Annotated in this window: 19 protein-coding genes; 14 read left to right on the top strand and 5 right to left on the bottom strand. The window is 66.3% G+C overall.

Annotated elements, in window-relative coordinates:
• Nucleotides 1-106: 106 nt before the first annotated feature.
• Both V7S47_RS01225 and V7S47_RS01220 read left to right on the top strand, forming a co-directional pair.
• A complete protein-coding gene (locus tag V7S47_RS01225) occupies nt 107-4,159 on the top strand; it encodes an Eco57I restriction-modification methylase domain-containing protein (RefSeq protein ID WP_336559911.1) in 4,053 nt (1,350 codons plus the stop codon).
• Nucleotides 4,156-7,599 (top strand): SNF2-related protein, encoded by a 3,444-nt coding sequence (locus V7S47_RS01220; protein ID WP_336559910.1) that lies wholly within the window; start codon nt 4,156-4,158, stop codon nt 7,597-7,599. The genes V7S47_RS01225 and V7S47_RS01220 overlap by 4 nt, the downstream gene beginning before the upstream one ends.
• 264 nt (nt 7,600-7,863) lie before the next feature.
• Here V7S47_RS01220 and V7S47_RS01215 read toward each other — a convergent pair whose 3' ends face one another.
• The 4 genes from V7S47_RS01215 to V7S47_RS25670 all read right to left on the bottom strand — a co-directional run bounded on the left by V7S47_RS01215 (nt 7,864) and on the right by V7S47_RS25670 (nt 11,173).
• A complete protein-coding gene (locus tag V7S47_RS01215; RefSeq protein WP_336559909.1) occupies nt 7,864-8,094 on the bottom strand; it encodes a hypothetical protein in 231 nt (76 codons plus the stop codon).
• A 637-nt stretch (nt 8,095-8,731) separates the two neighbouring features.
• A complete protein-coding gene (locus V7S47_RS01210; protein WP_336559908.1) occupies nt 8,732-9,796 on the bottom strand; it encodes a hypothetical protein in 1,065 nt (354 codons plus the stop codon).
• Nucleotides 9,793-10,917 (bottom strand): YDG/SRA domain-containing protein, encoded by a 1,125-nt coding sequence (locus tag V7S47_RS01205; RefSeq protein WP_336559907.1) that lies wholly within the window; start codon nt 10,915-10,917, stop codon nt 9,793-9,795. The genes V7S47_RS01210 and V7S47_RS01205 overlap by 4 nt, the downstream gene beginning before the upstream one ends.
• A 1-nt stretch (nt 10,918) precedes the next feature.
• Nucleotides 10,919-11,173, bottom strand: coding sequence for a helix-turn-helix domain-containing protein (locus V7S47_RS25670; protein WP_442945323.1), 255 nt, complete (start codon nt 11,171-11,173; stop codon nt 10,919-10,921).
• 993 nt (nt 11,174-12,166) lie between these two features.
• On the opposite strand from V7S47_RS25670, the gene V7S47_RS01200 reads away from it, so the two are divergent.
• The 10 genes from V7S47_RS01200 (at nt 12,167) to V7S47_RS01155 (ending at nt 23,091) form a co-directional block, all read left to right on the top strand.
• Nucleotides 12,167-12,760, top strand: coding sequence for a helix-turn-helix domain-containing protein (locus V7S47_RS01200; protein WP_336559906.1), 594 nt, complete (start codon nt 12,167-12,169; stop codon nt 12,758-12,760).
• Nucleotides 12,761-12,883: 123 nt separating this feature from the next.
• Entirely contained in the window at nt 12,884-14,278 is a 1,395-nt protein-coding gene (locus V7S47_RS01195; RefSeq protein ID WP_336559905.1) for a hypothetical protein, read from the top strand.
• Nucleotides 14,275-16,059: a hypothetical protein gene (locus V7S47_RS01190; RefSeq protein WP_336559904.1), complete on the top strand. Its 1,785-nt coding sequence runs from the start codon at nt 14,275-14,277 to the stop codon at nt 16,057-16,059. The genes V7S47_RS01195 and V7S47_RS01190 overlap by 4 nt, the downstream gene beginning before the upstream one ends.
• The gene (locus tag V7S47_RS01185; RefSeq protein WP_336559903.1) at nt 16,056-17,993 is read left to right on the top strand and encodes a hypothetical protein; all 1,938 of its coding nucleotides are present in this window, start codon (nt 16,056-16,058) and stop codon (nt 17,991-17,993) included. Before V7S47_RS01190 ends, V7S47_RS01185 begins: the two co-directional genes overlap by 4 nt.
• Nucleotides 17,990-18,433 (top strand): hypothetical protein, encoded by a 444-nt coding sequence (locus V7S47_RS01180; RefSeq protein WP_336559902.1) that lies wholly within the window; start codon nt 17,990-17,992, stop codon nt 18,431-18,433. The genes V7S47_RS01185 and V7S47_RS01180 overlap by 4 nt, the downstream gene beginning before the upstream one ends.
• 66 nt (nt 18,434-18,499) lie before the next feature.
• Nucleotides 18,500-19,216 carry a hypothetical protein gene (locus V7S47_RS01175; RefSeq protein WP_336559901.1) on the top strand — a complete coding sequence of 239 codons (717 nt, stop codon included), beginning with the start codon at nt 18,500-18,502 and terminating at the stop codon, nt 19,214-19,216.
• 100 nt (nt 19,217-19,316) lie between these two features.
• On the top strand, nt 19,317-20,024 hold the full coding sequence (locus V7S47_RS01170; RefSeq protein WP_336560428.1) for an RtcB family protein: 708 nt from the start codon (nt 19,317-19,319) through the stop codon (nt 20,022-20,024).
• Nucleotides 20,025-20,055: 31 nt separating this feature from the next.
• The gene (locus V7S47_RS01165) at nt 20,056-20,913 is read left to right on the top strand and encodes an oxygenase MpaB family protein (protein WP_336559900.1); all 858 of its coding nucleotides are present in this window, start codon (nt 20,056-20,058) and stop codon (nt 20,911-20,913) included.
• 90 nt (nt 20,914-21,003) lie between these two features.
• A complete protein-coding gene (locus tag V7S47_RS01160) occupies nt 21,004-22,254 on the top strand; it encodes an MSCRAMM family protein (protein WP_336559899.1) in 1,251 nt (416 codons plus the stop codon).
• A 132-nt stretch (nt 22,255-22,386) separates the two neighbouring features.
• Entirely contained in the window at nt 22,387-23,091 is a 705-nt protein-coding gene (locus V7S47_RS01155; protein WP_090849621.1) for an MSCRAMM family protein, read from the top strand.
• Between the two features lie 9 nt (nt 23,092-23,100).
• Here the strand turns inward: V7S47_RS01155 and V7S47_RS01150 are convergent, their stop codons facing one another.
• Nucleotides 23,101-23,478 carry a nuclear transport factor 2 family protein gene (locus V7S47_RS01150; protein WP_336559898.1) on the bottom strand — a complete coding sequence of 126 codons (378 nt, stop codon included), beginning with the start codon at nt 23,476-23,478 and terminating at the stop codon, nt 23,101-23,103.
• Between the two features lie 67 nt (nt 23,479-23,545).
• On the opposite strand from V7S47_RS01150, the gene V7S47_RS01145 reads away from it, so the two are divergent.
• Both V7S47_RS01145 and V7S47_RS01140 read left to right on the top strand, forming a co-directional pair.
• The gene (locus tag V7S47_RS01145; RefSeq protein ID WP_336559897.1) at nt 23,546-24,145 is read left to right on the top strand and encodes an HD domain-containing protein; all 600 of its coding nucleotides are present in this window, start codon (nt 23,546-23,548) and stop codon (nt 24,143-24,145) included.
• Nucleotides 24,142-25,440: an 8-oxoguanine deaminase gene (locus V7S47_RS01140; protein WP_336559896.1), complete on the top strand. Its 1,299-nt coding sequence runs from the start codon at nt 24,142-24,144 to the stop codon at nt 25,438-25,440. Before V7S47_RS01145 ends, V7S47_RS01140 begins: the two co-directional genes overlap by 4 nt.
• Nucleotides 25,441-25,530 lie beyond the last annotated feature (90 nt).

Here is a 25,530-nt window from a genome sequence, read left to right as displayed (position 1 = left end):
CCGAGCCGAGATTGACGACTCGACGTAGGCAGCACGTCCTGCCGCTGTCTGTCCGATACCTAAGGCAAGATCAAGAGACGGTGGACCAGCCAAAGGAAACTAGAACTTGAGCACTTTCGACTTCGACGACTTTCTCGCCGATTCCGACGCACAGGAAATCGACTGGATGCGCCCGCCCGGTGCGCCCGCCGCCCTGGAAACCATCCGCATCTCCATCGGCCTCGGACCCGACGCCCTAGAGGTCGTCACCGCCAAGTCCACCGGCGCACCAAAGATGGACGACGTGCGTCGCTTGTGGTCGCTTCGATGGAACCGCCGTGCCGCACCGGTCCTGCTCGTCGTCGCTCACGAAAATGCCTCCGGCTGGGAAGCAACCGTCTGCGGACCCAGCGCCGACCCCACCGCCATCCCGGGCCTCGAACTCAGCAAGGTCGACCGAATCTGCTCTGCGGCCCTGTCGGAACCCACCGCAGCAGCAGCCAAGCGCACCCTCCAGCGGCTCCTGGTCAGCCCCCAGGACCAACTCGTCGCAGGGCTCACGAACAAGGGACTTTTCGCCTCACACGAACTTCGCCACGGGGTTCCCACGCGAGCCGACTGGCCGACGGCCCGAACCGCCGGTACAGCGCTCCTGACTAAGACCGGGACCGACCTCATCGCCGGACTCGGCTACACGCCGTCCGCCCACGGATCGCTTGCTCAGATCCTCTCGGTCGGGAGTACCCGGCACGCGGTGGCGGTCCTCCTCAACGAGAACGAACTGTTCGATCGGCCCGGACAGCGCTTCGGAGCCGTCTCACCGGTCACCCAGGGCCTCGCAATTGCACAGGAACAAAACCTTCCCTGGCTGATCGTCATACGAGGCACTCTGCTTCGGCTCTACCCCGCCAAGCCAGACATTGGCGTCGGGCGAAAGGGCCAGTCCGAGACCTACGTCGAACTCGACCTCGCGACCGTCTCGAACGACGACGCGGGCTACCTCCCGCTCCTCTTCTCACCCGACGCACTCGCCGAAGGCGGCACGGTCGGACAGATCCTCGCCGCATCCGCCGACCACGCCGCAGCGCTCGGAGCCCGACTGCGCGACCGCGTCTACGTCGACGTCGTGCCCGCCCTCGCAGTCGCAGTCGCCAACGCCATGCAGGCTGCCGAGGGTGTCGACCTTGACGAACGAGACCTCCAAGAGGCGTACCACCGCACCCTGGTCATCCTGTTCCGGCTGCTCTTCGTCTCCTACGCCGAAGACCGAGGACTCCTCCCATACGGGCGCAACCCGCGCTACACGAAGAAGGCCCTCAAAACCCTCGCACGCGAGTTTGCAACCAACCCCGACATCGCCTTCGACGCCGAGGCCACAGACCGGTGGGAAGACCTCCTGTCCGTCTGGCGAGCAGTAGACGACGGCAACAGCGAATGGGACGTGCCCCCCTACAACGGTGGTCTCTTCGCCACCGACGCTGACCTGCATCCCTCCGGGCACGCCATCGCCCAGATGCGCCTCACCAACGCAGAAATTGGTCCCGCGCTCAAGGCGCTGCTCATCGACCGAGGGGCCGACGAGGATCTTGGGCCGGTCGATTTCCGGTCATTATCCGTTCGCGAGTTCGGCACCATCTACGAGGGCCTCCTCGAATCGTCGCTCTCCATCGCACCCACCGACCTCACGGTAGACGCGAAGACGAGGGCGTTCTTGCCCGCCAAGGCGTCCGACCACGTCGAGGTGCGCGCCGGACAGGTCTACTTTCACAACGCATCCGGTGCCCGTAAGGCAACCGGGTCGTACTTCACCAAGGCGTTCGCTGTTGAGCACCTCCTTGACACTGCCCTCGAATCCGCGCTGACGGACCACCTAGCCAAAGTCAAGACGTTGCTGGACGCAGGCGACGAAGCCGCCGCAGCGGACGCGTTTTTCGACTTCCGCATCGCCGACCTCGCGATGGGTTCCGGGCACTTTCTCGTCGCTGCCATCGACCGCATCGAGACCCGCTTCGCCAAGTTCCTCGCCGATAACCCCATCCCCAACATCAACGACGAACTCACTCGGCTCTCCATTGCAGCAGAGGAAGCGCTCGGCGAAGCAGCCGGGACCGTCGAGATCGAAACCGCAATGTTGCTCCGCCGCCAAATTGCCCGCCGATGCATCTACGGACTCGACCTCAACCTCATCGCCGTCGAACTGGCACGACTCGCCATCTGGATCCACACCTTCGTTCCCGGCCTCCCAATGTCGTCCCTGGACCACGGACTCCGCGTCGGAAACAGCCTCACTGGCATCGGCACCGTTGATGAGGCATTGGCGGTGTTCGAGCCGCGAGCCTCCGCTGGACAGTTCAGTCTCTTCGGTGACCAGATTGAGGAGGCACTCAAGACCGCTAGAGACCGATTGATGAGGGTGGCTCGAACCGCTGAAGCCACCAAGGCTGAGGTGCGCGAGGCGACTCGCGCACACGCGCAAGCCATGGATGATGCCGGAGACGCTCGCGCCCTGCTTGACGCGGCTGTTGCGGTCCGACTGGGCCTTTGCCCCATCCCATCTGGCCCGGACGAAGCCATCGCAGTTGGCGAGTCTTCCCCAGTCCAACTCGCCGTCCGCAAGTTGAAGGCGGCGCACCTTCCTTACCTCTTCCCAGAAGTCTTCATGCGGGTGAACGGGGGCTTCGACGCGATCTTGGGGAATCCGCCATGGGAGAAGGTCAAGGTCGAGGAACACCGGTTCTGGGGTCTTCGCCACCCCGGTCTGTTGTCTCTGTCGAACAAGTCCATGTGGGAAGAGATCGACCGCTTGAAGTTGGAGCGGGAGGATCTTGCCGCCGAGTACCTAGAGGAGGCAGAAGCCACACAAGGCTTGCGTCGCCTCATCGCTGCGGGCCCATTCCCAGGGCTCGGCAGCGGTGATATCGACCTCTACCAGGCTTTCTGCTGGCGGGACTGGGACCTCCTTCGTGATGGCGGTAGGGCCGGGATCGTGTTCCCCCGAAGTGCGCTGTCAGGATCTGGAACCGCGATGTGGCGTAAAGCCGTCGTCGATGGTGGGTCCTTTGAGAACGTATGCACGCTAGTGAACAGTCAGCAGTGGGTTTTTGACGAGGTGCACCCGCAGTACACCGTGTCGCTCACCACCGTTCGCAAGGGCGGGACGGAACGATCAGTGACGCTAGAGGGCCCGTATCACTCGGCAAGAGAGATGGCGGCGGGTTCGGGAAACACCATCACGATCCCATCCCAGGAGTTTGCAGGATGGACGACCGGGCACGCCTTTCCGATGCTTCCCGGCGTCGATGCTGTAAGGATATTTCGCGCGATGCGCTCGCACCCCAGACTGGACACTGCGACCAGCAACTTCGAGTTCAGGCCCGTCGCTGAACTGCACGCCAGCGCCGACAAGCACCTGTTCGACATGGACCTTGCGTGCCCTGCAGGCGACATTAAGGTCTATAAGGGTGTCTCGTTTGACATCTGGCAGCCCGACGGAGGTACCTACTACGGGTACGCAGACCCTGCGGTCGTCCTGCCCGCGCTCCTAGCGAAACGGCAGCGTCAAGCGCGGAGCGCACGATCCGCGCTGCACGGGATGTCCGCCGGAACCATCCAGTCCCTAGATGCGCTTAGGCCAAGAATCGCATTCCGCAACGTCACAAGATCCACTGACTCGCGTACGTTCCGTGGAGCGCTCGTGCCACCCAACGTCGTACTCACGCACGGTGCTCCGTACTTCGTGCGCCGGGAGGGCGGTGCGCCAGAGGAGGCTTATCTGCTCGGTATCCTCTCCTCGATCCCGCTCGATTGGTACGCCCGCCGTGTCGTTGAACTCAACATGGTGTTTGAGATCTTGAACGGATTCCCAATCCCACGCCCCAGTCATGACAACCCACTCCGAGTTCGGCTGACGGAACTAAGCGGACGACTTGCGGCAATTGATGGGCGATACGCCGCATGGGCCGAAGAAGTAGGAGTACCGGTCGGTTCCGTCACAACGGACGCTACGAAGAACGAACTGATCGCCGAGATCGACGCCCTGTCCTCACTCCTTTATGGTCTCCAGCGGGCAGACGTAGAGCACATGTTCATGACCTTCCACCGTGGTTGGAACTACCAGCCGAGACTCGAAGCGGTCCTAGCGCACTACGACGCCTGGGAGTCGAAAGGTGATGCCCAATGACGACACTGCCCGACAAGACTCGGCCCGAGTTTGCAACGAACAACCCGGACGCGGGTGAGCAGGTCTCCACAGCCATCAACACCCTGCTGTCGCACCTGCGTACGCAGTGGGTGAGTCCGCCGTCTCTCGCGATCGCAACCGCGTACTTCAACCCCGGCGGGTTCGGCCTCTTGGCGTCGGAATTAGAACAGGTAGGCGCAGTCCGCCTCCTGCTCGGCGCTGAACCGCTGGATGTGGATGAGCGCTCGCGCGTGCGTCCGCTCGGTCAACGTGCTCGTCGCCGTGGCCCTGGTCCCGACGTGCAACGAGCGCTGGAAGGGCACACGCGGTCGCTCGAAGAAGACCGGAACCTCCTTGGGTTCACCCGCGACGCGGACGCGTCTGCACGTCGGTTGGTGAAGTGGCTAGAAGAGCACCCCAACGTCGAGGTTCGCCGCTACGAGGACGGGTTCCTGCACGGCAAGGCGTTCATCGTTGAGACACACGACACGGGCGTGCTGGCGGGGTCGTCGAACTTCACGTACGCCGGGCTCGCTCGCAACAACGAACTCAACCTGGGTCTCTACCAGCCCACCCCCGTGCGGCAGGTCATCGACTGGTTCAACGAACAGTGGGACAAGGCGAAGCCCTACGACCTCGCCGGGCTCTACAAGGCCCGGTGGGAGGCCCACCAGCCGTGGGACATCTTCATCCGGATGCTGTTCGAGAACTACGGCGCGGACCTCGAGGAAGCGACCGCCGGGTCCCGGCTCGGGCTAACCGCGTTCCAAGCCGACGGCGTGTGGCGCGCCAAGCGCATTCTCGACCGTCGCAACGGTGTCCTCATCGCCGATGAAGTCGGACTCGGCAAAACGTTCCTCGCCGGTGAACTCATCTACGAAGCGACCGTCGAGCGGCGGCAGAAGGTCCTCATCGTCTGCCCCGCGACCCTTCGTGATTCAACGTGGTCGGGGTTCCTTCGTGACATGAACCTCCGCGCGGACGTCGTCTCGTACGAGGAACTCGTCTACAACATTGACTCCGCCGGTAAGAAGACCTCATCGCTGCAGAACCTCGACGAGTACGCGATGGTCGTCATCGACGAGGCCCACGCGTTCCGGAACAACCTGACACTGCGTGCCGAGGCGTTGCACCGGATCGTTGACTCAACTGTCCCGAAGGACCTCGTGTTGTTGACCGCCACCCCGGTCAACAACAGCCTCGAAGATCTCTACAACCTCATCATGTTCTTCGCTCGCAATGACTACGCGTTCGCGGACGTTGGTATCCCGTCGCTGCGTCAATACTTCAACCAGGCCATCGCAACCGACCCCGACGACCTCACCGCGCAGCAACTGTTCGACGTCCTCGACGCGACCGCCGTGCGCCGCACCCGACGGTTCGTGAAGAACCACTACCGAGGCGACAAAGTCCGCATCAACGGCGTCGAGCAGGAAATCTCGTTCCCGACCTGCGAGGTCCAGCGAGTCGACTACGACCTCTCCGCTGTTCTGCCCGGCGTCTTCGACGCCCTCGCCACCGCCCTCGGCGCAGACCTCGACGACCACGTTGTTGCAAGCGTGGGAGGCGCAGGAGTGATCCTGGCCGACATCGGCCAGGTCCTCACGATGGCCCGCTACGTGCCCTCCCAGTTCCGCCTCGACGGCGAAACCGAACATTACGAAGCCCAAAACGCGGGGCTTCTGCGTTCCGCGCTGCTGAAGCGGTTCGAGTCGTCGGCGTACGCGTTCTGCCGCACCGTCGAAAAGATGCTTGAGTCCCACGACCGGTTCCTCCACGCACTCGACGCCGGATACGTCCTTAGCGGAGACAACCTGCGCGACTTCGCCGCCGTCGGCATGGACGACGCCGAAGAGTTCCTTGCCGAACTCGAAGACGACGACGGCACCCTCGACGCCGTCGGATACAACGTCCCCGACCTTCGTGAGGCCGTCGAAGCCGACCGTGCACTCCTCGCGATGTTGCATGAACGAGTCCGCCACGTCGACCACACCACCGACCCCAAGATCGAACGTCTCATCAACGAACTGGCCGACATCGCCAAGCACGCAACCGACGAAGGCATCGGCGACGACGACACCCGCAACAAGCGGAAAGTTCTCGTCTTCACCTACTTCGCCGACACGGCCAACTACATCGAAACCGCACTAAAGGACGCCCTCATCAGTGACCCCCGGTTGAGTGACTTCCGTGACCGGTACGCCCTCGTGTCCGGGCCCGACAAGGCCAACCGGACCGACCTCATCGCCGGATTCGCACCCCTCACCGCCGGAACGGGCGAAGAGGACGACATCTACGACCTCCTCGTCACCACCGACGTGCTCGCCGAAGGTGTCAACCTTCAACAGGCCCGGCACATCATCAACTACGACCTGCCGTGGAACCCGATGAAACTCGTCCAGCGGCACGGACGAATCGACCGCATCGGCTCCCTCCATACCCGCGTGTTCATGCGGTGCTTCTTCCCCGACGAAGACCTCGACCGCATCCTCGGCCTCGAAGAACGCCTCCAACGCAAACTCAAGCAAGCCGCCGCCGCAGTCGGCGTCGGAACCGTCCTACCAGGCGTCGACCCCGTCGAACGGTCCATCACCGAAACCCGCGACATGATCGAACAGATCAAGCGCGAAGAAGCCGCCATCTTCGAAGACGGCGGATCAGCGGCACTCTCAGGCGAGGAGTATCGCCGCCGCCTCACCAACGCGTTCAACAACCCCACCACCAAAGCCCGAGTCCTCGCGCTCCCATGGGGTGCGGGCACCGCCCTTGAACGTGACCACGCCGACCCCGGCTTCGTGTTCTGCGCCCGCGTCGGTGACCACGACAAACCGTTCTACCGTTACGTCCCCCTCAACGAAGACCTCACCACCCGCGTCGTCACCACCGCCGACGGCGATCAGACCCCCGAGGTCATCCGGGAAACGCTGTCGTGCCTCTCGCACGCCGACCCTGGCGACGACACCACGCCAGCCGTCGACCTCAGCCCCGAGATGTACCAAGCCGCCTTCGACGCTTGGGCCGTCGCACGCGACGACATCCACCTCGACTGGTCGCTCCGCACCGACCCCGGACGCCTCGCACCACCCCTGCCGAAGGTGATGCGCGACGCCATCGACTTCATCGAACAACACGGCAACCACCTCGGCGACAAGCAGGACACCCTGACCAGTCGTCTCAAAGCGCCTTACACCAACCGCGTGCAGCGAGCGATCCGCGCTGCCCTGAACGCCGCTGCGGCGGACACCTCCTCCAAGACCGCCCGCGACACAGTGGACGCGCTCGCCGCCGTTGCCGACGAGTACGGCCTCAACATTCCCGAACCGCCCGTGCCGCTGCCACCGGCCCAACCCGACGACATCTACCTCGTCTGCTGGACTGCAATCACGCCGACCCCCCTGATGCCCGACACGCTCGTCAAGACCGCATCGGAACTCTTCTGACAAGCGTCTGTGACGGCGCGCAATCCGATGTGTGCTCCGGCACCCCTGTCGAGAAACATAGCCACGCTGAGTGCCTTCGGATTGAAGCAGCGCCCGGCGGTTCAGCCCTCGTGCGTCCTTACGATGAGGTGACCGGACTGGTCGGTGCATAGGCGACGAACCGAGTCCAGCCCGAGCGAGGCGGCACTGCTCCCGATCAACCCTGGCGTTCGCCGTAGAGGACGGCATGCTGGCCCGCGACTGGAGGTGACGGCGACTTCGGTCTCACAAGATCGGGTCACGCTTACGCGCTATGTACGCCGCAAAACGAGCGCACACATTCGCATGAGCCATGACGGCGCGCGCAGCGGGCTGGACGTGCGGGAGGTCGTCGTCCGGGTTCAGGTGATGCTCGTAGGTGAGGGTCCAAACGCGACAACCGGGGCACAGTCCAACGACGGTCCACGCCTGAGGGTCGTGCTTGATGATCGTCGACTTCGAGATGTCGAGCAGCATGACGATCTGGTCAGGAGAGGTGCGGGGGCCAATGATCATGTGCGAATACAACCAGTCAAGGTTTGACGAGTAGCGGGCTGCCCGGTGCTGATACAGGCGCGGTCCTGATCGTATGCAGGACATGGCGATTATCGGGGCGGGACTCATGCCCTGCTCCAGAACGACTAACCAGCGGGAGCGCGAACGATGGTCTTGCTGGACCCACCGCTTCAGCCAGATCAGGTCTCGTCAGGATCGGATGCAACAGCGCCCAAGCCCCCGCGTTCGCCTCGTTGGAACCTCGCCAGTGGGGACTTCTTCGCCGAGTTTGTACACGTCGTCAGTCGTTCCGGTGTCCCACCGGCAGGAGCCCTTTCCCTAGAGACCGCAGGACCTGCTCCCCCGTCACCCGAGTGATCTGCCGGAATCGCTGCTCCCAGCGAGAGTCCAGGAAGATCGGCGGGCAGACCAGCGAAGCAATGCGCGGGTTCGAAAGGTTGCGGTACGACCATCGGCGTACCCTGCACCACCGGAGAGGACCGACCCGGACCCACTGTCGCCGGTCCCACCGCCAGACGGTGAAGCCCAGCGGGCCAACCGATGCGCCGCACACGGGGGCGTCCGTTCGTGATGCTTGCGGCTTCCAACCTGATTGGGGCTACGGGGCGGGCCGGAACGTTTGCTTTTCGGTGGTGCCGGTCCACAGTTCCTGGTTGCCGTGTTCGCGCCAGAACTGGAAAATCGTATGCCCTCTCAGGGCTTGGATTTCGAAGGTCTCGCCGGTGACGTCCTCGTCGTACGGTGCCGCGAGCCCTGCGAGGGTAGTGCAATCACCGAGCACGACGTAGTCGAATCGCCTCAACCCCGACTGGTCGCGCAGCGCCTTGTCACCCTGGAACTCGTAGTTCTGACCCGGTTCAAGGCCCACCCGATAGATCCATGGGTGCGCCATCTCGTACTCCACGACCCTAGTGTGGTGTTCATATATGTGCGAAGCCGCGATGTGTTCAGCGGGCACCCAGAGTCCGACACGCGCGGTTCGCTGCGAAAGGCGTTCCTTGTACACATCCAGGACCAGGTCTGGAGGCAGGCCATCCGGCGATTGATCAAGCCGCAGGGGCAGACGCCCGGTCCCGGACATTGCTATACGTTGAAGGTCAGCGTCGGTCGCGATTCGGTCGAGGCTGGTGAAATACGCGTAGGCACAGTTCTCCAATTCGCGGGTGCCTTGGAAGTTCCACGCCGACCCTCGAATGTAGCCACTCTTGAGAATGAGGGGCTTGAACGGCTTCGCGGTGTGGTGGTAAAGGCGAAGTTCCACGCCGCCGTCTTCCCGTAGGCGATAGCGCCCGGCTTTATAAAGCGCGAGGTTCGCCGGGCCGTGAATGGTGCAGCGATACATCTGAGAATGGTCGGCAAAGTCAGTAACGAAGCCGTCTCCGGTGATGTCGACCCGGATGATAATGTCGCGGTTCCATGGGTTCGCCACGGCGAGGTGCACGCCGGTGTAGCCGGGGTCGTCGAGCATCAACATCGACGGGTACACCCACTGGGGCTGTAGCCAGTAAGGCGCGTTGCTGGAGACCATCACATGATCGGGAAGCACGATAGTTCGACCACGCCGATGGACGAGGCGTACTTTCACGTAGCCGTCGTACGCGGTTTCAAATTCTGCCGCATCGACGTGTCTACGAGGTGTGGGCCGTGCGTTCGTGTGGCTCATTCGAACCCGTGATGTTTGCGGTGATAGGACAGATCATCTGCGCTGAGAAAGTGCTTGCTCACGACCACATTCAACGGCCCCACGGGACTTCCGTCACGTTCATAGACGAAGAAGTTGCTAGCGATGTACAGCCCACCTCGGTCGAACATGACGTGGTGGTTGGGGCACAGGCACAGCATGTTGCTGACCTTGTCTGCTCCGTTGTGGGGTTCACCGATTGGGCGGATGTGTGCGCCTTCGCTGTAGGGGCCGTTGGCGAGTTCGATTCGGATGTGGCAGATTTGGCAGCGGTTGTCGTAGAGGGCTTTGACGGCCTTAGAAACTTTGGTGTCTCGCTGCTTGCCGTACACCATCGATGCCGTCGTGCCCGGCGTCTCTTTGCCTTCCGGTACCTCGCTGCCCGGCGACCGATGGGGGGAAATGTCCGGGGCTTCGGGCTCGTCCACCGGCGGCACGGGCGGCTCGAACGGCTGCGTGGGCTGTGGCGCAGAGGGAGCGCGGGGCGCTGGCGGGGTGAGTTGGGCGTGTCGAATCCTCGTGCCGCGACCCTTGGGTGGCTCGCGCCGGTCGAGTCGGGTGCGGTTCCAACGCATCACGGTGGGCAGTTTCTGTCCGGGGTAGTCGGACATGCGCACCCAGGGCAATGCCTCCTCGGGGGTGAGTTGGACCATGAGAAACCGGCATACGAGGAAGCCGTCGTTGCCAGGTTCGGTCCAGTAGTCGTCGACCCAGTAGAGGCCGTCATAGCGGTAACCGTGGGTGGGGGCGTAGATGTCGGCTCCGTTGCCTCGCAGGACGCGGACGGGCCTGTTGTACTGGTGGGAGTAGACGAGCGCGGCGTTGTCTCGGTCGTTCAGTGACTGATTCGTGATCTGTCGACCGGTCGCGCCGTCCCGTCCGCCTTGTCCGGTGTAGAGGATCCAGTCGCCGTGATCGATGTCGTCGCTATAGCCGCCGGACGGGCAGATGGCACCTGCGCCGGGTTCGTCAGTGCGAGCGTCGATGCCGCGTCCCCACTGAGTGTGGACGTGTTTTTCCATGGCGTCGCGGCGGGAGTCATAACGGGACCCGACGGGCTGACCGGGGTATTCGCCGATGGTCAGGGGTCGCTTAGAAGCCACGTCACAGCCCTGCTTCGGCGAGTAGCGATCCGACGGTGGTGCCGAGGGCGGTGGCAACCGCGCGGAGTGTGCCGAGGGTGGGGTTGCTGCTGCCTGCCTCGAGTCGCCGCACCATCTGGACCGAGATGTGCGCACTGGCAGCGACCTGCTCCTGAGTGAGGCGTGCGAGGTCGCGGCGCACACGGAGTGTGTCCGCGAGTGCGGTGGCGAGCGGTTCAGGCAGGGGCCGGTGAGTCCCGGTCTTTACTTCTGGCACACGCAGAGGATTGTCACCAGGTATGCAGGAGACGAGAACATTTATGTTCTATAGGGGCACAAGTCCTGACAGCGACTAGGCGTTCACCTCGAACCCGTGCCAACGAGGTCTGCGCGCCGTTGGGGTCTATCACCAGCCGCCCCGGGGCTGACGACGCGTGCCGAGAAAGCAGACGCCAGACGGAACCTTCAGTGCCGTCCAGCACCCCACTCGCGCGCCACCGAACGCGCAAGGTGTTCCACCTGGCCTATCGACCCACCGTCGCTCAACCAGGCCACGGGCGTGGCTCCGTCGAGTTCTTCGGCCGGGGTGCGCATCAAGACGGCCACCGCCCACGAGTCGAACTCACGGAGGATCCTGAGCAGGACGCGAAGGCCGGGTCGAACTTCGACCACTCCATCGCATCGCTGGAACTGGTCGACCGGATACACGTACACCCCATCACTCGTCGTGACCGCCAGGATTGAACCGGCCTCCCGCCGATCGCGAAGAACGTCAGCACTGATGCCAAGCGCGCTGCACACCTTCTCGGCTGACCACACGGGCCTCACCACGGGCGCGAGCCCGTCAAGGCTCTCCCGTCTCTCCGGGGCAGGGGGTAGATGTGCCGGTCGCGGTTCATGCACGCCGTCCAGTATCAGTCATCGCCGGGAGGCATGGTTGAGGCGCACGCCCCGGATCTGCCACTCGATGAAGTCGCCGTCACCCGAGAGCCGCTCGCTGGCCCGACGGAACACTGTCGTCGGGCCGAGCACTCCGAACGGCGACCTGAAGGACATCCCCGGGCGGCGCAGTTGGGGACAACCGCGCCATCCCGACCGGCCAGCGTTTCGCCGCCTGAAAGGCGGCTGGGCGACAGCCGACTCGTCTCGAGAGGCAACCCACCGCTGGTCCTGACCCAGCCCAGCGGCTCGACCTGCCCCGAACGGTCGCCCCGGTGGTAAATGCAACCAAGTCTCGCGCCCCAGGGCACGGATGTGTCATATTTGACACATGGCAGATGACGCGCAGGCCGAACGAACGGCCGAGAGGGCGCTGGGGGCGCGCATCCGCAACCTGCGGTTGGCCGCTGGTCTGACCCAGGCCGATATCGCGCTGGCCGTTGGCATGGACCGGGCGCAGTTCGCGCGGGTCGAGCACGGCCGCCATGCGGTGGCCGCAACCCGACTACCTCAGATAGCCCAGGCCCTGGGTGTCTCTGTGACCGAAGTAGTCGACCGAGCGTGGGACGAGGCCGCCGAGCCGCCTAACGGGCCGGAGGTCGACGTCTTTCACACCTGGCTACTGGGCGACCATCGGCTCCAACTACAGGCCACGCGAGCACGGCTCCCGTATGTAGTGCGGCTGGCATGTTCCTGCTCGACGGAGCCCCTTTGGCAGCGGAAGGTGGAGCGTCACTTCGACCTCCTCGAAGCCACAAGAACCGACGCCTCGCTTCTAGGACGCGTTCTGCCCCATTTGAAGCAACAGGGGTACACGGACACGCGCCGACTGAGCGACCTCGAAGCCGAGGTCACGCTCGCGGGCTTGGGAGCGAGGGACCTACTTTCCGCACTCGACCGCGCCGACGACAGGTGGCACATGTGAGCGGTTTCCTCGGTTGGCACAGCAAATTTCCGCGCCTGGCTTGCTCGCACGATGTCCCCCACCGACTCACTCTCGCGCGGAGCAACGGTGCTTAGGAGTAGGCGGTGGAAGCCGACCCTTGCAGTGGACGCGACTGCTCGGCCGCCGGGCCGGGCCCAACTACTGACCGGTGCGAGATTCTATTTCGACGCCGATCTGAGACCGGTTCGACCTCTGAATGACTGGCTCACCGAGATCTCCACCGCGCATCCGCTGGAGACAGTCAAGTCTTACGGCTACGAAGTGGCTCGGTTCTCTGACTTCCTAGAAGTCGAGTTCGATACCACCCTGCTGGGCGAGGACCTTCTGGCCGACGGAGATCGATACCTTCGGGCCTACAACGCTCACCTCGTTCGTCCCGAGGCCTTATCCTCTGACAGCCTCGCCCCGAAGGGCGCGTCGCGCTCCGTCGTCGGCAAGGTTCGCGCAGCACTGCACTCGTTCTACCGGTTCTGCACATACGACCGCCGCATCGAGTCCTTCCCGTTCACGCTGGTGACGACGTCGACGCGGTACGGCGACATCGAGACCCTCGCCTACATGCGAGGTGGGCGCATCACCGACCCATTCCGCGATCCAATCCCCAGCAGTCAGTTGGACGACTACTACTTCGTCGGCCTCCTGGGAACGCTCCCTGACGGCTCGGTCGACACCGGCTTCGGTTCGTGGCAATCCGCCCAACGGAATGCCGCAGGGTTCGGGCTTGGAGTTGGCCTTGGGCTTCGGCACCGCGAGATTCTTGGGACCACCATCTTCGAGGTCCCGCGCGCGCACCCCGACGGGCTGACCCCGGCGAGGGTCGCAGGCGGCATCGCTAAGGGCGGGCACAGCCGCAAGGTGGTCGGACTTTCGCAGTGGCTTCTCCCGGTGCATCGCTATATCAGCGGCGACCGTCGGTCGATCGCACGGCGAGCGACGTGGCGACCCGAGCGCGCATGGGTCGTCGATCCGATGCGCACCACTCAGTTCGAAGTGGTCGTCGAAACCCCGAACGGCCGCCACGAAACGCATCGGTGGAATGACCTCAACCACGAGCAGAGGGCAAGGCTGATGATGCCTCGGGGCGGTTCGCCCATGGTCCTTCTGGACCACTCGAAGAAGAACGGCGCTCCGCTCAGGGACGACGACTCGCTCAACTCGGCATTGGCCCTGGCAGGTCGACGGTGTCAGCAACATTGGCCCGCCCTCGACTGGTCGTACACCGCACATCATCTGAGGCATACCTTCGCCACGGAGTTGACCATGTTGCTGGCCGAAAGCGATCAGGTCGTCGCCAACTTCAAAGCCCAACACGGGCGACCTCCGGTCTGGGCCTCGATGTTGATGAGGCAGGACAAGAGCCGAATCGTGCAGGACTCAATGGGACATCGCTCCGTGACCACCACCCATGGCTACAACCGGGCGGCGATGTGGTCGCTGCTGATTTCTGTCGCTGCCGACCCCGAGCATAACCCGGCGATCCGCGAGGAGAGGCCATGAGAGACGCACGCCGAGGCTTGTTGTCAGCGCTGACGGAGGTGCCGTTCGGCATCAGTGCCGTAGCCGACGGACGGGTGCACCGGCTCGACTACTCCGTCATCCCAGACACACCGCTGCGGCAGCAGATGCGCGACGCTGCGCTTGTCGCCTTGATCGATCAAGGGGGACGTGTTCGCTCTATCGGATCGGCCCGCGCCTACCGCGATGCCGCCATCTACGCGCACGACCTATTGAGCCGGAGTGCGCAGCCAGCGGAGTCGCCTCTTGACATCCGTACGCTTTCCGTTTCGACGTTGCACGCAGTGCTGTTCGAGAACCGGATGTCCCCCGCAACTGTGCGGACCACCTTGGCTCGTCGCATGCTGTTCCACGCGGCTGACTGCCTTGGCGTCGAGTCGACGGCTCGTTATCTCCGCAACCTACGCCTACACGGTTTCGCTTCCCCGATTGAGCCGTACACGGAGGCGGAACTGGAGTGCGTCATTGACTGGTGCAAGACACGCCTGAACTCGCTCTTCACCCGACGGAGGGAAGCGTTCGCACTCATCGGGGCCGACCCGGATGTTGAGAACGACGAGGAGATCCTCGTCCATGCGAACGCCGTCCTAAACGAACCCCTGGACGAGATGTCGCGCGACCAGCGTTGGTGGGTGGCGGAGTTTCAGGCCAACGGCTTCCGCACGCCGCCTCCGCCCGTACACCGTCGCGCGCCGTACCGCCTGGCCCGCCAGGCGCTGTTCCCCGATGCACTTGACGCCCAGGCCGCTGCGCTGCTTGTCATCAACGAGTACGGCGCAGAGGCTTCGATGCTCATCAGCATGGACATCACTGACGTGCGCCGCGAAGCGAACAACTCGTCCGTCATCATCATCAAGGGAATCAAGACGCGCGCGGACAAGGCTGTGAGTCGCAAGGGCAACGCAGTTGCGCTCTGGAGCGGCGGGCGCGTGCTAGAACGATGGATCGACGCAACCTCTTCTTTGCGACGGTGGACCGGAACGCACCACCTTTGGCTGTGGGTTCAGGGCAAAGAATCGCCCAAGACCGTTCTGCACCCGGTCGCGACATTCGTCCCCGAGCGGCCGATCATCCTCGAAGGCGGGTCCGCCACTCTGGAGATGCCGGGGGGCGGCACCGTTCGCATGAGTACCCGCAAGATGCGGAAGACGTGGATGGCGCGCGCTGACCGCGCATTCGGAGCCGGTTTCGGTGGTGCTCTGGACCCAAACCACGACATTAAGACCGCCTGGACGTTCTACCGGAGCGTCGGTCTGTCCCATGATGAGCGACTTGCTGTCATCGCCGAAGCCCAGGATGACTACTTCGCCTCTATCAAGGGGGCAGGGCTCATCGTTACGGACCGACTCGGCCGCGATGAGGCCAAGTCGTTGCTCGTCTCTAACGGCGTGGAGCCCGCCGCTGCTGAGCGGATGTTGCGAGGAGACGTGTCGGACAGTGGCACAACCGCCTGCAAGGACCCATACAAGGCTCCCGGACAGGCCGAAGGGACACTATGCCGGAAGGTTCCCTACGCCTGTCTCCTATGCCCCAACGCAGTTCATACCACCGCACACCTGCCGGTAGTGCTGGCGCTGCGAGAGCACATCGAGAACCAACGTGACACCTTGCCCGCCGAGGACTTCGTGGCCCGCTGGGCGGGGGTCGACATGGGCGTTGAGCGTGTCATCGAGGCCTTCTCGTCGATGGCCGTCAATAAGGCTCGCCAGGACATCGCTGCCGCTCGCGAGCGCATCGAACGGTTGAGAGGAATCTACGGATGACGCGAATCCACGCATCCAGCACTGCCCCGCGTCCAGCCAGCCGGTTCGCCGGACGCAACCTGGCTGACTTGTTTGGCGTCGACGGCCTGATCGGTGTCTACGAGGAGGACGTGTGGGACTTCGACGGCCACCCCGACACGGCCGACGGCGGAGGAAAGCGTCGCCACTACTTCGACGACGCGCCCCCCGGCCTGCGAGATCCCCTCAAGGAATTCTTTCTGCTGGCCGTCCGGCCGCAGGTGCACACCGACAGCATCAGCCCCGACCTCATGGGCGTAGCGCCCAAAGACGTAAAGACCGTACAGCGCATGTACCCCGGCCTCGTCGCCGACCTCTCGTGGCTCACGGCGCGCACAACAAGTGGCCTCCTGAGGGAAGTCACTCAGGAGCACCTCGACGCCCTCCAGGCCGAACGCACGATCGACCATCGGCGTGTCGCAGCGTTGCAGTCCTTCGGACGCTACGCATCAGGCATGTCGCCAGCACTGGACACGCTCACGGTCCAGCCATGGCAGGGACGCTCCGCGCTCTCGGTAGCCGGTGGGCTGCCGGACAACGACGGACGGAACACCACTCCGCTGTTCGCTGTCGAGGCCATGTGGCCGTGGCTGGAGACCGCCATGCTTCTAGTCACCCACGGGGTGAGCATCGTCGACGTCGCCAACCGCGAACTCGTCACTGACCTAAATGAGTTCCGGCCAGGTACCGGCAGATTGCGCAACGCCAAGACCCGCTCCCGGCCCGCACGACGAACCATGACGTTTGACCTCCCTGACGGAGACCCCGTGAGGTGGTTCAGCAGTGACTGCACCCGGCAACAGGCCCAGAAGATGGTCGGCTACGTGGCCGCCGCATGCGCATTCCTCACCGTGGCGTTCACTGGCATGCGCGCAAGCGAGATGGAGGCGATCCCACGGACCGGCAACCTCGACGACATCGAACTCGGCGGGGCACGCCGTCCGCTCCTGACGAGTTACCTCGTCAAGCGGCGCGAGACGCCGAAACCCGAGCAATGGCTCATCCCACCTATCGTCGCCGACGCCGTCCGAGTCATGCAGTACCTGCTCGACTCCAGCCACATCGCAGCCGACCAGACGTTCCCCCCCACCGGCCTGCCGCCCCTGTTCGACCGCCGAGCGCTCGCCTCCATGCGGCGTTCCAGCGGCCCCACGGTCATGCGGTTAGAGAGGGTCATCGACCGGCTCCAGGAAGCGAACGAATCGCTCAGCGGCCTGGGCCTCGTCCCGCGACACCTCGGCGTGGCCCCTACCGGTCGCCAACTTCGCCGCAACCTCAGCATCGTCGTCTCCTCACGCCAGGGCGGCCCCCAAGCCGCCATGGAGCAGTTCAAGTGGCAGAGCCCCGAGACTGCCTCCGGCTACTTCCGCGTCGCACCAGACGCGATCGCAACCGGACAGCGCCAGGTATTCCAGGAAGTCGCGGAACTCCATGCCGACCTCGTGGTCGATGCGCTCCGTGACGAGTTCACTGTTTGGGAGAAGCACGTGCATGCGGACGAGTCCACCGACTTCCCCCTCGGCCAGGACGGTCGGCGGAAGCGAGACATGTTCGCCGCCGTCCGCAACGAGATGGGCCACGAACCCCGCGTCGAGGAAGACGACAGGCGACTCCGCAGCCTGCTCCGCACCCATGCCGAGAACATGCACCTCACCGAGTTCGGCTGGTGCGACTTCGACGAGGCCTTCGCTCGCTGCGGCGGCATCGGCGGACCCAACCCCGCCAAGTGCGACCCCTACGCCTGCCTCAACCACTCCACGCCATCAACATCGGTAGGCGCACACGTCGTCAAGCACGACAGGCTGCTGCAAATCACGACCAACCGGCAGTTCCCCACCCTCGCCCGTGAAAAGGCACGCGCCGACGCCGAGACCATTGCAGACCACCTCGGCCCCCACCTCCTAGATAAGCCATGACCGACAAACTCGAGGGGCTCGACATCGAAGCCCTCACGAACCACCCCACCCGCCTCCGCGCGGCCGCCGCAACATACGCGCTGCTAATCGCCGGAGAGCGACCGAGCGTGAGCCGCGTAGCCAACCTCGTCGGCGTCACGCGACAGAACATCCACAAGAGCCACGAGCCCGTCGCTGAACTCATCAAACGGCTACGAAGCGAATGGACCCCAAAGCCCAATGGAGCGACTGCGGACTTGATTCAGCAGCGCGACGCGGCCGTCGCCGACGCGGCACGTGAACGACGCAAGCGCAAAACGGCCGAAGCGGAGCGTGATCGCGTGATGCACCACTTGGAACTCTGCGATGCCACGCTGCAGGAGTTGGCACGCCGAAATCCAGGTGTTCGCAACCTGCTTTCCCTACCCACCCGCGCCACCGACCATCCGGAACCAGAGTGAGCCGCCCCCGCCCGACTCTTGAACGAAAGTCTGCAAGCGACTCCGCGTCATGCCAGCATCGAGGCCATGCCGAAGTTCGCTCCGGGCGAGACCGTCTGGGTGTCGTCAAAGCACCTACCCGGCCAGCAGCCCTTCGCGCTCATGGAGCGCAAGGTCCTGGCCGTCATGGACAGGTCGATTGTTGTCGACGACCGACAAGGCGGCACGGTCAAGGTGTCGACACGATCAGCGCACCCCCGCAGTCTCGGCTTCCTAGTCCTCCGCGTGGGCGACCTTGCGACGGAGCCCACACTGCTTGATCCCCTCGCCAAGAGCGTCCTGCAGTACCTGCGGCTGCTGATCTCGGACACTGAGATTCGAATGCTCCACGTTCGGACACAGGACGAAGTGCGAGAGTTCATGCGCACGCACGGGGCAGCATTCAGTCACGTGGTGCTCATCGGGCATGGAACGAGCAGTTCACTGATCGCTCTAGGGACCCAACTGTCGGGGACCGAAGTGGGATCGATGTTGAATGCCGGCGATCCGAAGGTGGTCATCTCCCTCGCATGCTCGACCGGCAAGACGGCGTTCGCTCGGAAGTTGAGCGAGAGTCCGGCTTGCCGAGAGTTGGTCGCACCATTCAGCGACGCTCACGGAGCAGCCGCCTCGTTGTTCCTGCAGACCTTGCTGCACAAGCATCTCTTGATGGGCCACGAGTTCCGCACAGCGTTCCGGATCGCGAACGACGGGCTCGAGGGGACGCACTTTCGACACTGGCGGTCGGGCGTCCGACAAGACTAGGGCCGCTCCCCCTCATCGCCGCCCCGGTTGTCACCCAGCGCTTGGCACGGTTGACAGTCACCGCTCAGTTGACACCTTCAATCCGGTAGAAAACCACTTCATCGAGGTGACCGTCGACGAGCTCGACCGGGTGTGGCTGTTCCTGCACTCGGGCTCGCGGGGCGTCGGCAACAAGATCGCCCAGAAGCACATCCAGGTCGCCCGCGACCTCTGCGCGAAGTGGTGGATCCCGCTGCCCGACCAGGACCTCGCCTACCTCGCCGAGGGCACCGACGAGTTCTGGGCCTACATCCGCCAGATGCGGTGGGCGCAGCACTACGCGCTGCTCAACCGCGAGGAGATGATGGACCGGCTCGTGCGGCAGGTCGAGGAGTGGACCGGCGGCCCGGTGGAGCGGCAGGAGGAGATCAACTCCCACCACAACTACACCGAGCAGGAGCACCACTACGGCCGGGACGTGTGGCTCTCCCGCAAGGGCGCGATCAATGCCGAGGCCGGGCGGCCCGGGCTGATCCCCGGGTCGATGGGCACCGCGTCGTACGTCGTGACCGGCAAGGGGTTCGCGCCCTCGCTGAACTCGGCCCCGCACGGGGCCGGACGGGAGTACTCCCGGTCGAAGGCGCGGCGGACCTTCACCCGGGAGCAGCTCCAGGAGGCGATGGTCGGGATCGAGTACCGGGACACCGACGCGTTCATCGACGAGATCCCGGCGGCCTACAAGGATATCGACCAGGTGATGGCCGACGCGGCGGACCTCGTCGAGGTCCGCCACGTGCTGCGGCAGATCGTCAACGTCAAGGGCGACTGAGGGTCGCGAACCCCGGACTACCGTCGGGGACATGACCGACCTCCGCACCCGGCTCGGCGCCGCGCTCTTCGAGCGGGTCGCCGGGCCGGACGGCGCCCGCGAGCGCGACCGCATCCACGGCCGACCCGGCCCGCGGCTCTACGAGCCGGGCAGCCCGATCACCCGGGTGCACGGCGACGCGTCGATGTTCGTCGGCGGTCTCCGGGCCCTGCTCCTGCAGACCCTGCACCCGGCGGCGATGCGGGGCGTGGCGGAGCACTCGGGCTACCGCGGCGACATGTGGGGCCGGCTGCACCGCACCAGCACCTTCCTGGCCACCACCACCTTCGGCCACGTCGAGGACGCCGAGCGCACCATCGCGATCGTGCGGGCCATCCACCGGCGGGTCACCGGCACCATGCCGGACGGCACGCCGTACGCCGCCTCGGACCCGCACCTGCTGCAGTGGGTGCACGTCGCCGAGATCGACAGCTTCCTGCGCGCGCACACCGTCTACGGCGCCGCGCCGCTGCAGGGCGCCGAGCGCGACGAGTACGTCGCCCAGGCCGGCGAGGTCGCCCGCCGGCTCGGGGTGCTCGAGCCGCCGACCACCGAGGCCGAGCTGCGCGACGTGCTGGCGTCGTACCGTCCCGAGCTGGGCGGGACGCCGGAGGCGCGGGAGGCGGTCCGTCACGTCCTGGTGCACCCGCCGCTGCCGCTCGCCGCGCGACCGCCGTACGCCGTCCTGTCCGCGGCCGCCGTCGCCCTGATGCCGGCCTGGACCCGACCGCCGCTGCGACTGCCGTGGCTGCCGGTCTCCGAGCGCACCGTCGTCCGGGTCCTCGGCACCGCCGCGACCGGCACGATCCGGTGGGCGATGCGCCCTCCCGAGGTCGCCGTCGGATCTTGAGGGAACCCTGCACCTTCCTTGAGGGCGGGCCCCGGCTGCCGACCTACGATGGAGTCCGACCCGTCCGTCTGTCTGCTCGGAGCTCTCGTCATGGGGACCACCACCGCCCGCCGCACCACGACCGTCCTGGCCGTGCTCGTCGGCCTGTTCGCCTCGCTGCTGCTGTCCGTCGCCGCGACCGCCCCGGCGGAGGCCGCGTCGGCCGCCCGCACGTTCGAGGTCCGGGGTCAGGTGCTCACGCCCGGCAAGCTGCCGAGGCTGCGGCTGAAGTGGTTCACGCGGGACTGGACCTATCTGGGTGAGAAGCGGGTCAGCGGCGACATCTACACGCTGAGCCTGGCCCCCGGCACCTACCACCTGCAGTTCGTCGACCAGCGGCCGTCGTACGACGTCACGAAGTACGCGCCCGCCGACGTCACGGTGACGATCCGCAACCGGAGCGTCCAGAAGGACGTCCGGATGCGACGCGGTGCGGCGATCACCGGCACGGTCCGCACCGGTGGCGTGGTCGGGAAGGGCGCCCGCGTCGTGGCCGCCAACACCTACGAGCAGTCCTACGAGACGAAGGCCAACGACAAGGGCCAGTTCGCCATCGGCGGTCTCCCGACCGGGAAGTACTCCGTGTTCACCTACGACCGTCGCGGCACCTACGTCGACAAGAGCACCTACGTCGGCCGGCTGAAGCAGGGCCGGGCCAAGAACGTCGGCATCCGGCTGCGCAAGAAGGGCGGCAGCCTGCTGGTCGACCTGTTCCGCGGCGACGGCTCCCGGGCGACCGGGAAGTTCGCCGTGACCGCGGTCAGCAAGAAGACCGGCCAGTGGTGGACCGCCACCGCCCGCGGCGGCAAGGTCACCTTCCGCGGCCTCTACCCCGGCCGCTACACCCTCGTCGCGCCCGGCAACGGCGACTGGCTCGCCCGCACCGGCCCCATCGCCGGCGCCAACGTGCGCCCGGGCCGCGCCGACCTGGCCAGCCGGTTCACCTGGACCAAGCGCGGCGCGTGGGTCACCGGTCGGGTCGTCGACGGGAAGTCCGGCCAAGCTCTCGGCAAGGTCACGGTCACCCTCTACTCCAGTGGCGGACAGGCGCTGGCGACCACGACCTCCGGTTCCACCGGCCTGTTCAAGCTGAGCGGACAGCTGACCACCAGCAGCAACCTCACGCTCCAGGTCCGCCCCGGCGGCCCGAACCCGCCGTACCTCACGACCGGCAAGCTGTACTGCAAGTTCGACCAGCGCAACTACGCCGTCGCTCGGATCACCACCAGCCGGCAGTACGACGCACGCAGCGTCGCCATCCCGCGCAGCGCCTCGCAGGACAGCGACGCCTGCCTCGCGTGAACTCCACGCTCCCCTTGCGGCTTTCTTGAACCAGACCTGACGGAAACCGACACGCGGTCTTGATCCTCGCTCCCTAGGTTCGTGCCATCAGGGCGATCGGCGCCCGTCCGCACCATCCATGGGGAGAAAGCCATGAGCACGACCAGCACCACGACCGAGCGGGGCCGCATCCAGGGCCGCATCCACGCCCCCGGACCCTGCGTGGTCCAGATCCGGTGGTACGCCGTCGACGGCCGCTGCCTCGGCCGCAAGCGGTCGTACGCCGGCTCCTGGTCGCTCCGGCTCCCGGCCGGCCGCTACTTCGTCGAGGTCGAGGACGAGCGCGCCGAGTCCGACCCCACCCGCTTCACCACCAGCACCTCCGCGGTCGTCGTGCGGGCCGGCTACGTCTCCGAACTCGACGTACGACTCACCCGCGACACGCGCACCTCCCCCGCCCGCCGCGTCGTCGAGGCCCCGGCCCCGGCCGGCGTACTGCAGGGCCGGGTCGTGGACGGCGCCGACCCGACCGCCACCCTCGCGGGCGCCCGGGTCCGGCTGCTCGACGCGGACGGCCGCCTGGTGGGCCGCACCCGCACCGAGGCCAGCGGCTACTTCGCCTTCGAGGCGCTCGCGACCACGCACGGGCTCCAGCTCGTGGTCCGCCCGGCGCCGGCGAGCCACGACCACCTGCGCCTGCACCTCACCGGCCTGAGCGTCCACGACGGCGCCTGGCGCGACCTCGGCGACCTGGCGCTGCCGGCCAACGACCGGCCGCGCCCCGCCCCCCGGCTGCGCTCCGCCGCGGCCGAGTTCGGCTCGTCCGCCGCGCTCAGCCTGCCGGCGACGCGCGTCTGACCCGTCGGGTCAGGTCACCGTCATGTCGGTGTCGGCGTTCCAGTAGGCCTTCATCGAGGTGATCAGCCCGTCGTCGTCGAAGGTCATCACGTCGATCGGGGCCATGGTGAAAGTCTGGTCGCCGACCTTGGTGCTGATCCGGAACAGGAACGCCGCCTGGCCGCCGCCGATGCGGGCCTCCACCAGGCTGGTCTCCTGCTCCAGCCCGTCGAGGTTGCCGTAGAACGTCGCGATCTCCTCGCGGGTCGTGAGCACGTCGGCGCCGACCGGGTCCTCGACCGTCGCGCCCTCGGCGTAGAGGGCCACGACCTCGGCGGACGTGCCGTTGCCGACGCGGTCGACGTACGCCTCGACCACCTCGCGGATGCGTTCGTTGCTCGCTGCCATCGTCGTTCTCATTTCTGTAACAGGTTCTCGTGCACGCGACCCTAGTCCGTCTTGGTTGAATGTGCGGGTGGACCTGAGTGACAGATGGCCCCTGCCCGACTCCCCCGACCTGCGGGACGAGCTGATCGCGGCCTACGCCGACGAGACGCGCGGCTACCACGACACGCTCCACCTCACCGAGGTCCTGGACCGGCTCGACGAGCTGGCCGCCGCCGGCACGTCGTACGACGTCCGTGCGGTGCTGCTCGCGGCGTGGTTCCACGACGCGGTCTACGACGGCGAGCGCGACGCCGAGGAGCGCTCGGCGACCTGGGCCGAGGACGCGCTGCCCGGGCTGGTCGCGCCCGAGGTGGTCGAGGAGGTCGCGCGGCTGGTCCGACTGACCGAGACCCACCACCCCGAGGACCACGACGCCAACGGCTGCGCGCTCTCCGACGCCGACCTGGCGATCCTGGCGGCCCCGGCCGAGCGCTACGCCTCGTACACCTCCTCGGTGCGGCAGGAGTACGCCCACCTCGACGACGAGGTCTTCCGCGCGGGTCGGGCCCAGGTGCTGGGCGGGCTGGCCGACAAGGAGCACCTCTTCCACACCGCCTACGCGCGCGAGCAGTGGGAGGCGGCGGCCCGGGCCAACCTGGAGCGCGAGCTCGACGGGCTGCAGGCGTGACCCGCACCGTCCTGCGCGGCGCGCGGTGGCCGGGCGACGTGGCGTTCGAGGACGGCCTGATCACCGCCGTCGGGTCGGTCCCGGCGGAGGAGGGCGACGTGGTCGTCCGGTGCGACGGCGACCTGCTGACGCCCGGCCTGGTCAACACCCACCACCACTTCTACCAGTGGCTGACCCGCGGCTGGGCCGTCGACAGCACGCTCTTCGGCTGGCTGCAGACGCTCTACCCGGTGTGGGCGCGACTGACCCCCGAGGACGTCGAGGCCGCGGCCCGGCTCGCGCTCGCCGAGCTCGCGCTCTCCGGCTGTACGACGGCCGCCGACCACCACTACCTGGTCCCGGGCGGCGACGACTCGGTCTTCGACGCGATCGCCGCGGCCGCCCGGTCGATCGGGGTGCGCACCCACGTCGCCCGCGGCTCGATGGACCTGGGCGAGAGCCGCGGCGGGCTGCCGCCGGACTCGGTCGTCGAGGACCTCGACGCGATCCTGGTGTCCACCGAGGCCGTGCACGCGCGCCTCCACGACGGCGAGACCATCTTCGTGACCGCCGCGCCGTGCAGCCCGTTCAGCGTCACCCCGGAGCTGATGCGCGAGTCGGCGACCCTCGCGCGCCGGCTCGGGATCCGGCTGCACACGCACCTCGCCGAGACCCTCGACGAGGAGCGCGACTCGGTCGCCCGCTTCGGCCGCCGTCCGCTGGAGCTCCTCGAGGACCTCGGCTGGATCGACCACGACGTCTGGGTCGCCCACGGCATCCACTTCTCCGACCGCGAGGTGGCCCGCCTCGGCGACGCCGGCACCGGCGTCGCGCACTGCCCGTCCAGCAACAGCCGGCTCGGGGCCGGCATCGCCCGGGTCCGCGACCTGGTCGCGGCCGGCGCACCGGTCGGCCTGGGCGTCGACGGGGTCGCCTCCAACGAGATCGGCACCCTGCAGCCCGAGCTGCGGATGGCCCTCTTCCTGGCCCGCCAGCGTGACCTCGACCCCACAGCGTTCCTGCCCATCGACGCCCTCGCGCTCGGCACCGTCGGCGGCGCCCGCTGCCTGGGCCGCCCCGACATCGGCCTCCTGGAGCCCGGCCTGAAGGCGGACGTCGTCGTGTGGCCCGGCGACGACGTCGCCGACGTGCTTGACCCCGTCGCCGCCCTGGTCCTCGGCCCCGAGCGCTCTGCCCGCCACGTCTACGTCGGCGGCTCCCCGATCGTCACCGACGGCCACCTCGTCGACGCCGACCTGCCGACCCTGCGCGCCGACCTGACCCGCCGGGCCCGCCGCCTCTGGCCCCGCCCCTGACCCCCCCGCGTCGGCGGGGGGGGCGCCCGATGGGGGGGGGGGGCGGCGCGCGCGGGGGGGGGCGGGGGGGGGCCGCGGGGCTGCGGGGGG

Source organism: Nocardioides sp. CCNWLW216, assembly GCF_037120545.1.
Lineage (GTDB): Bacteria > Actinomycetota > Actinomycetes > Propionibacteriales > Nocardioidaceae > Nocardioides > Nocardioides lianchengensis.
This window is presented reverse-complemented; position numbering and strand designations above follow the sequence as displayed.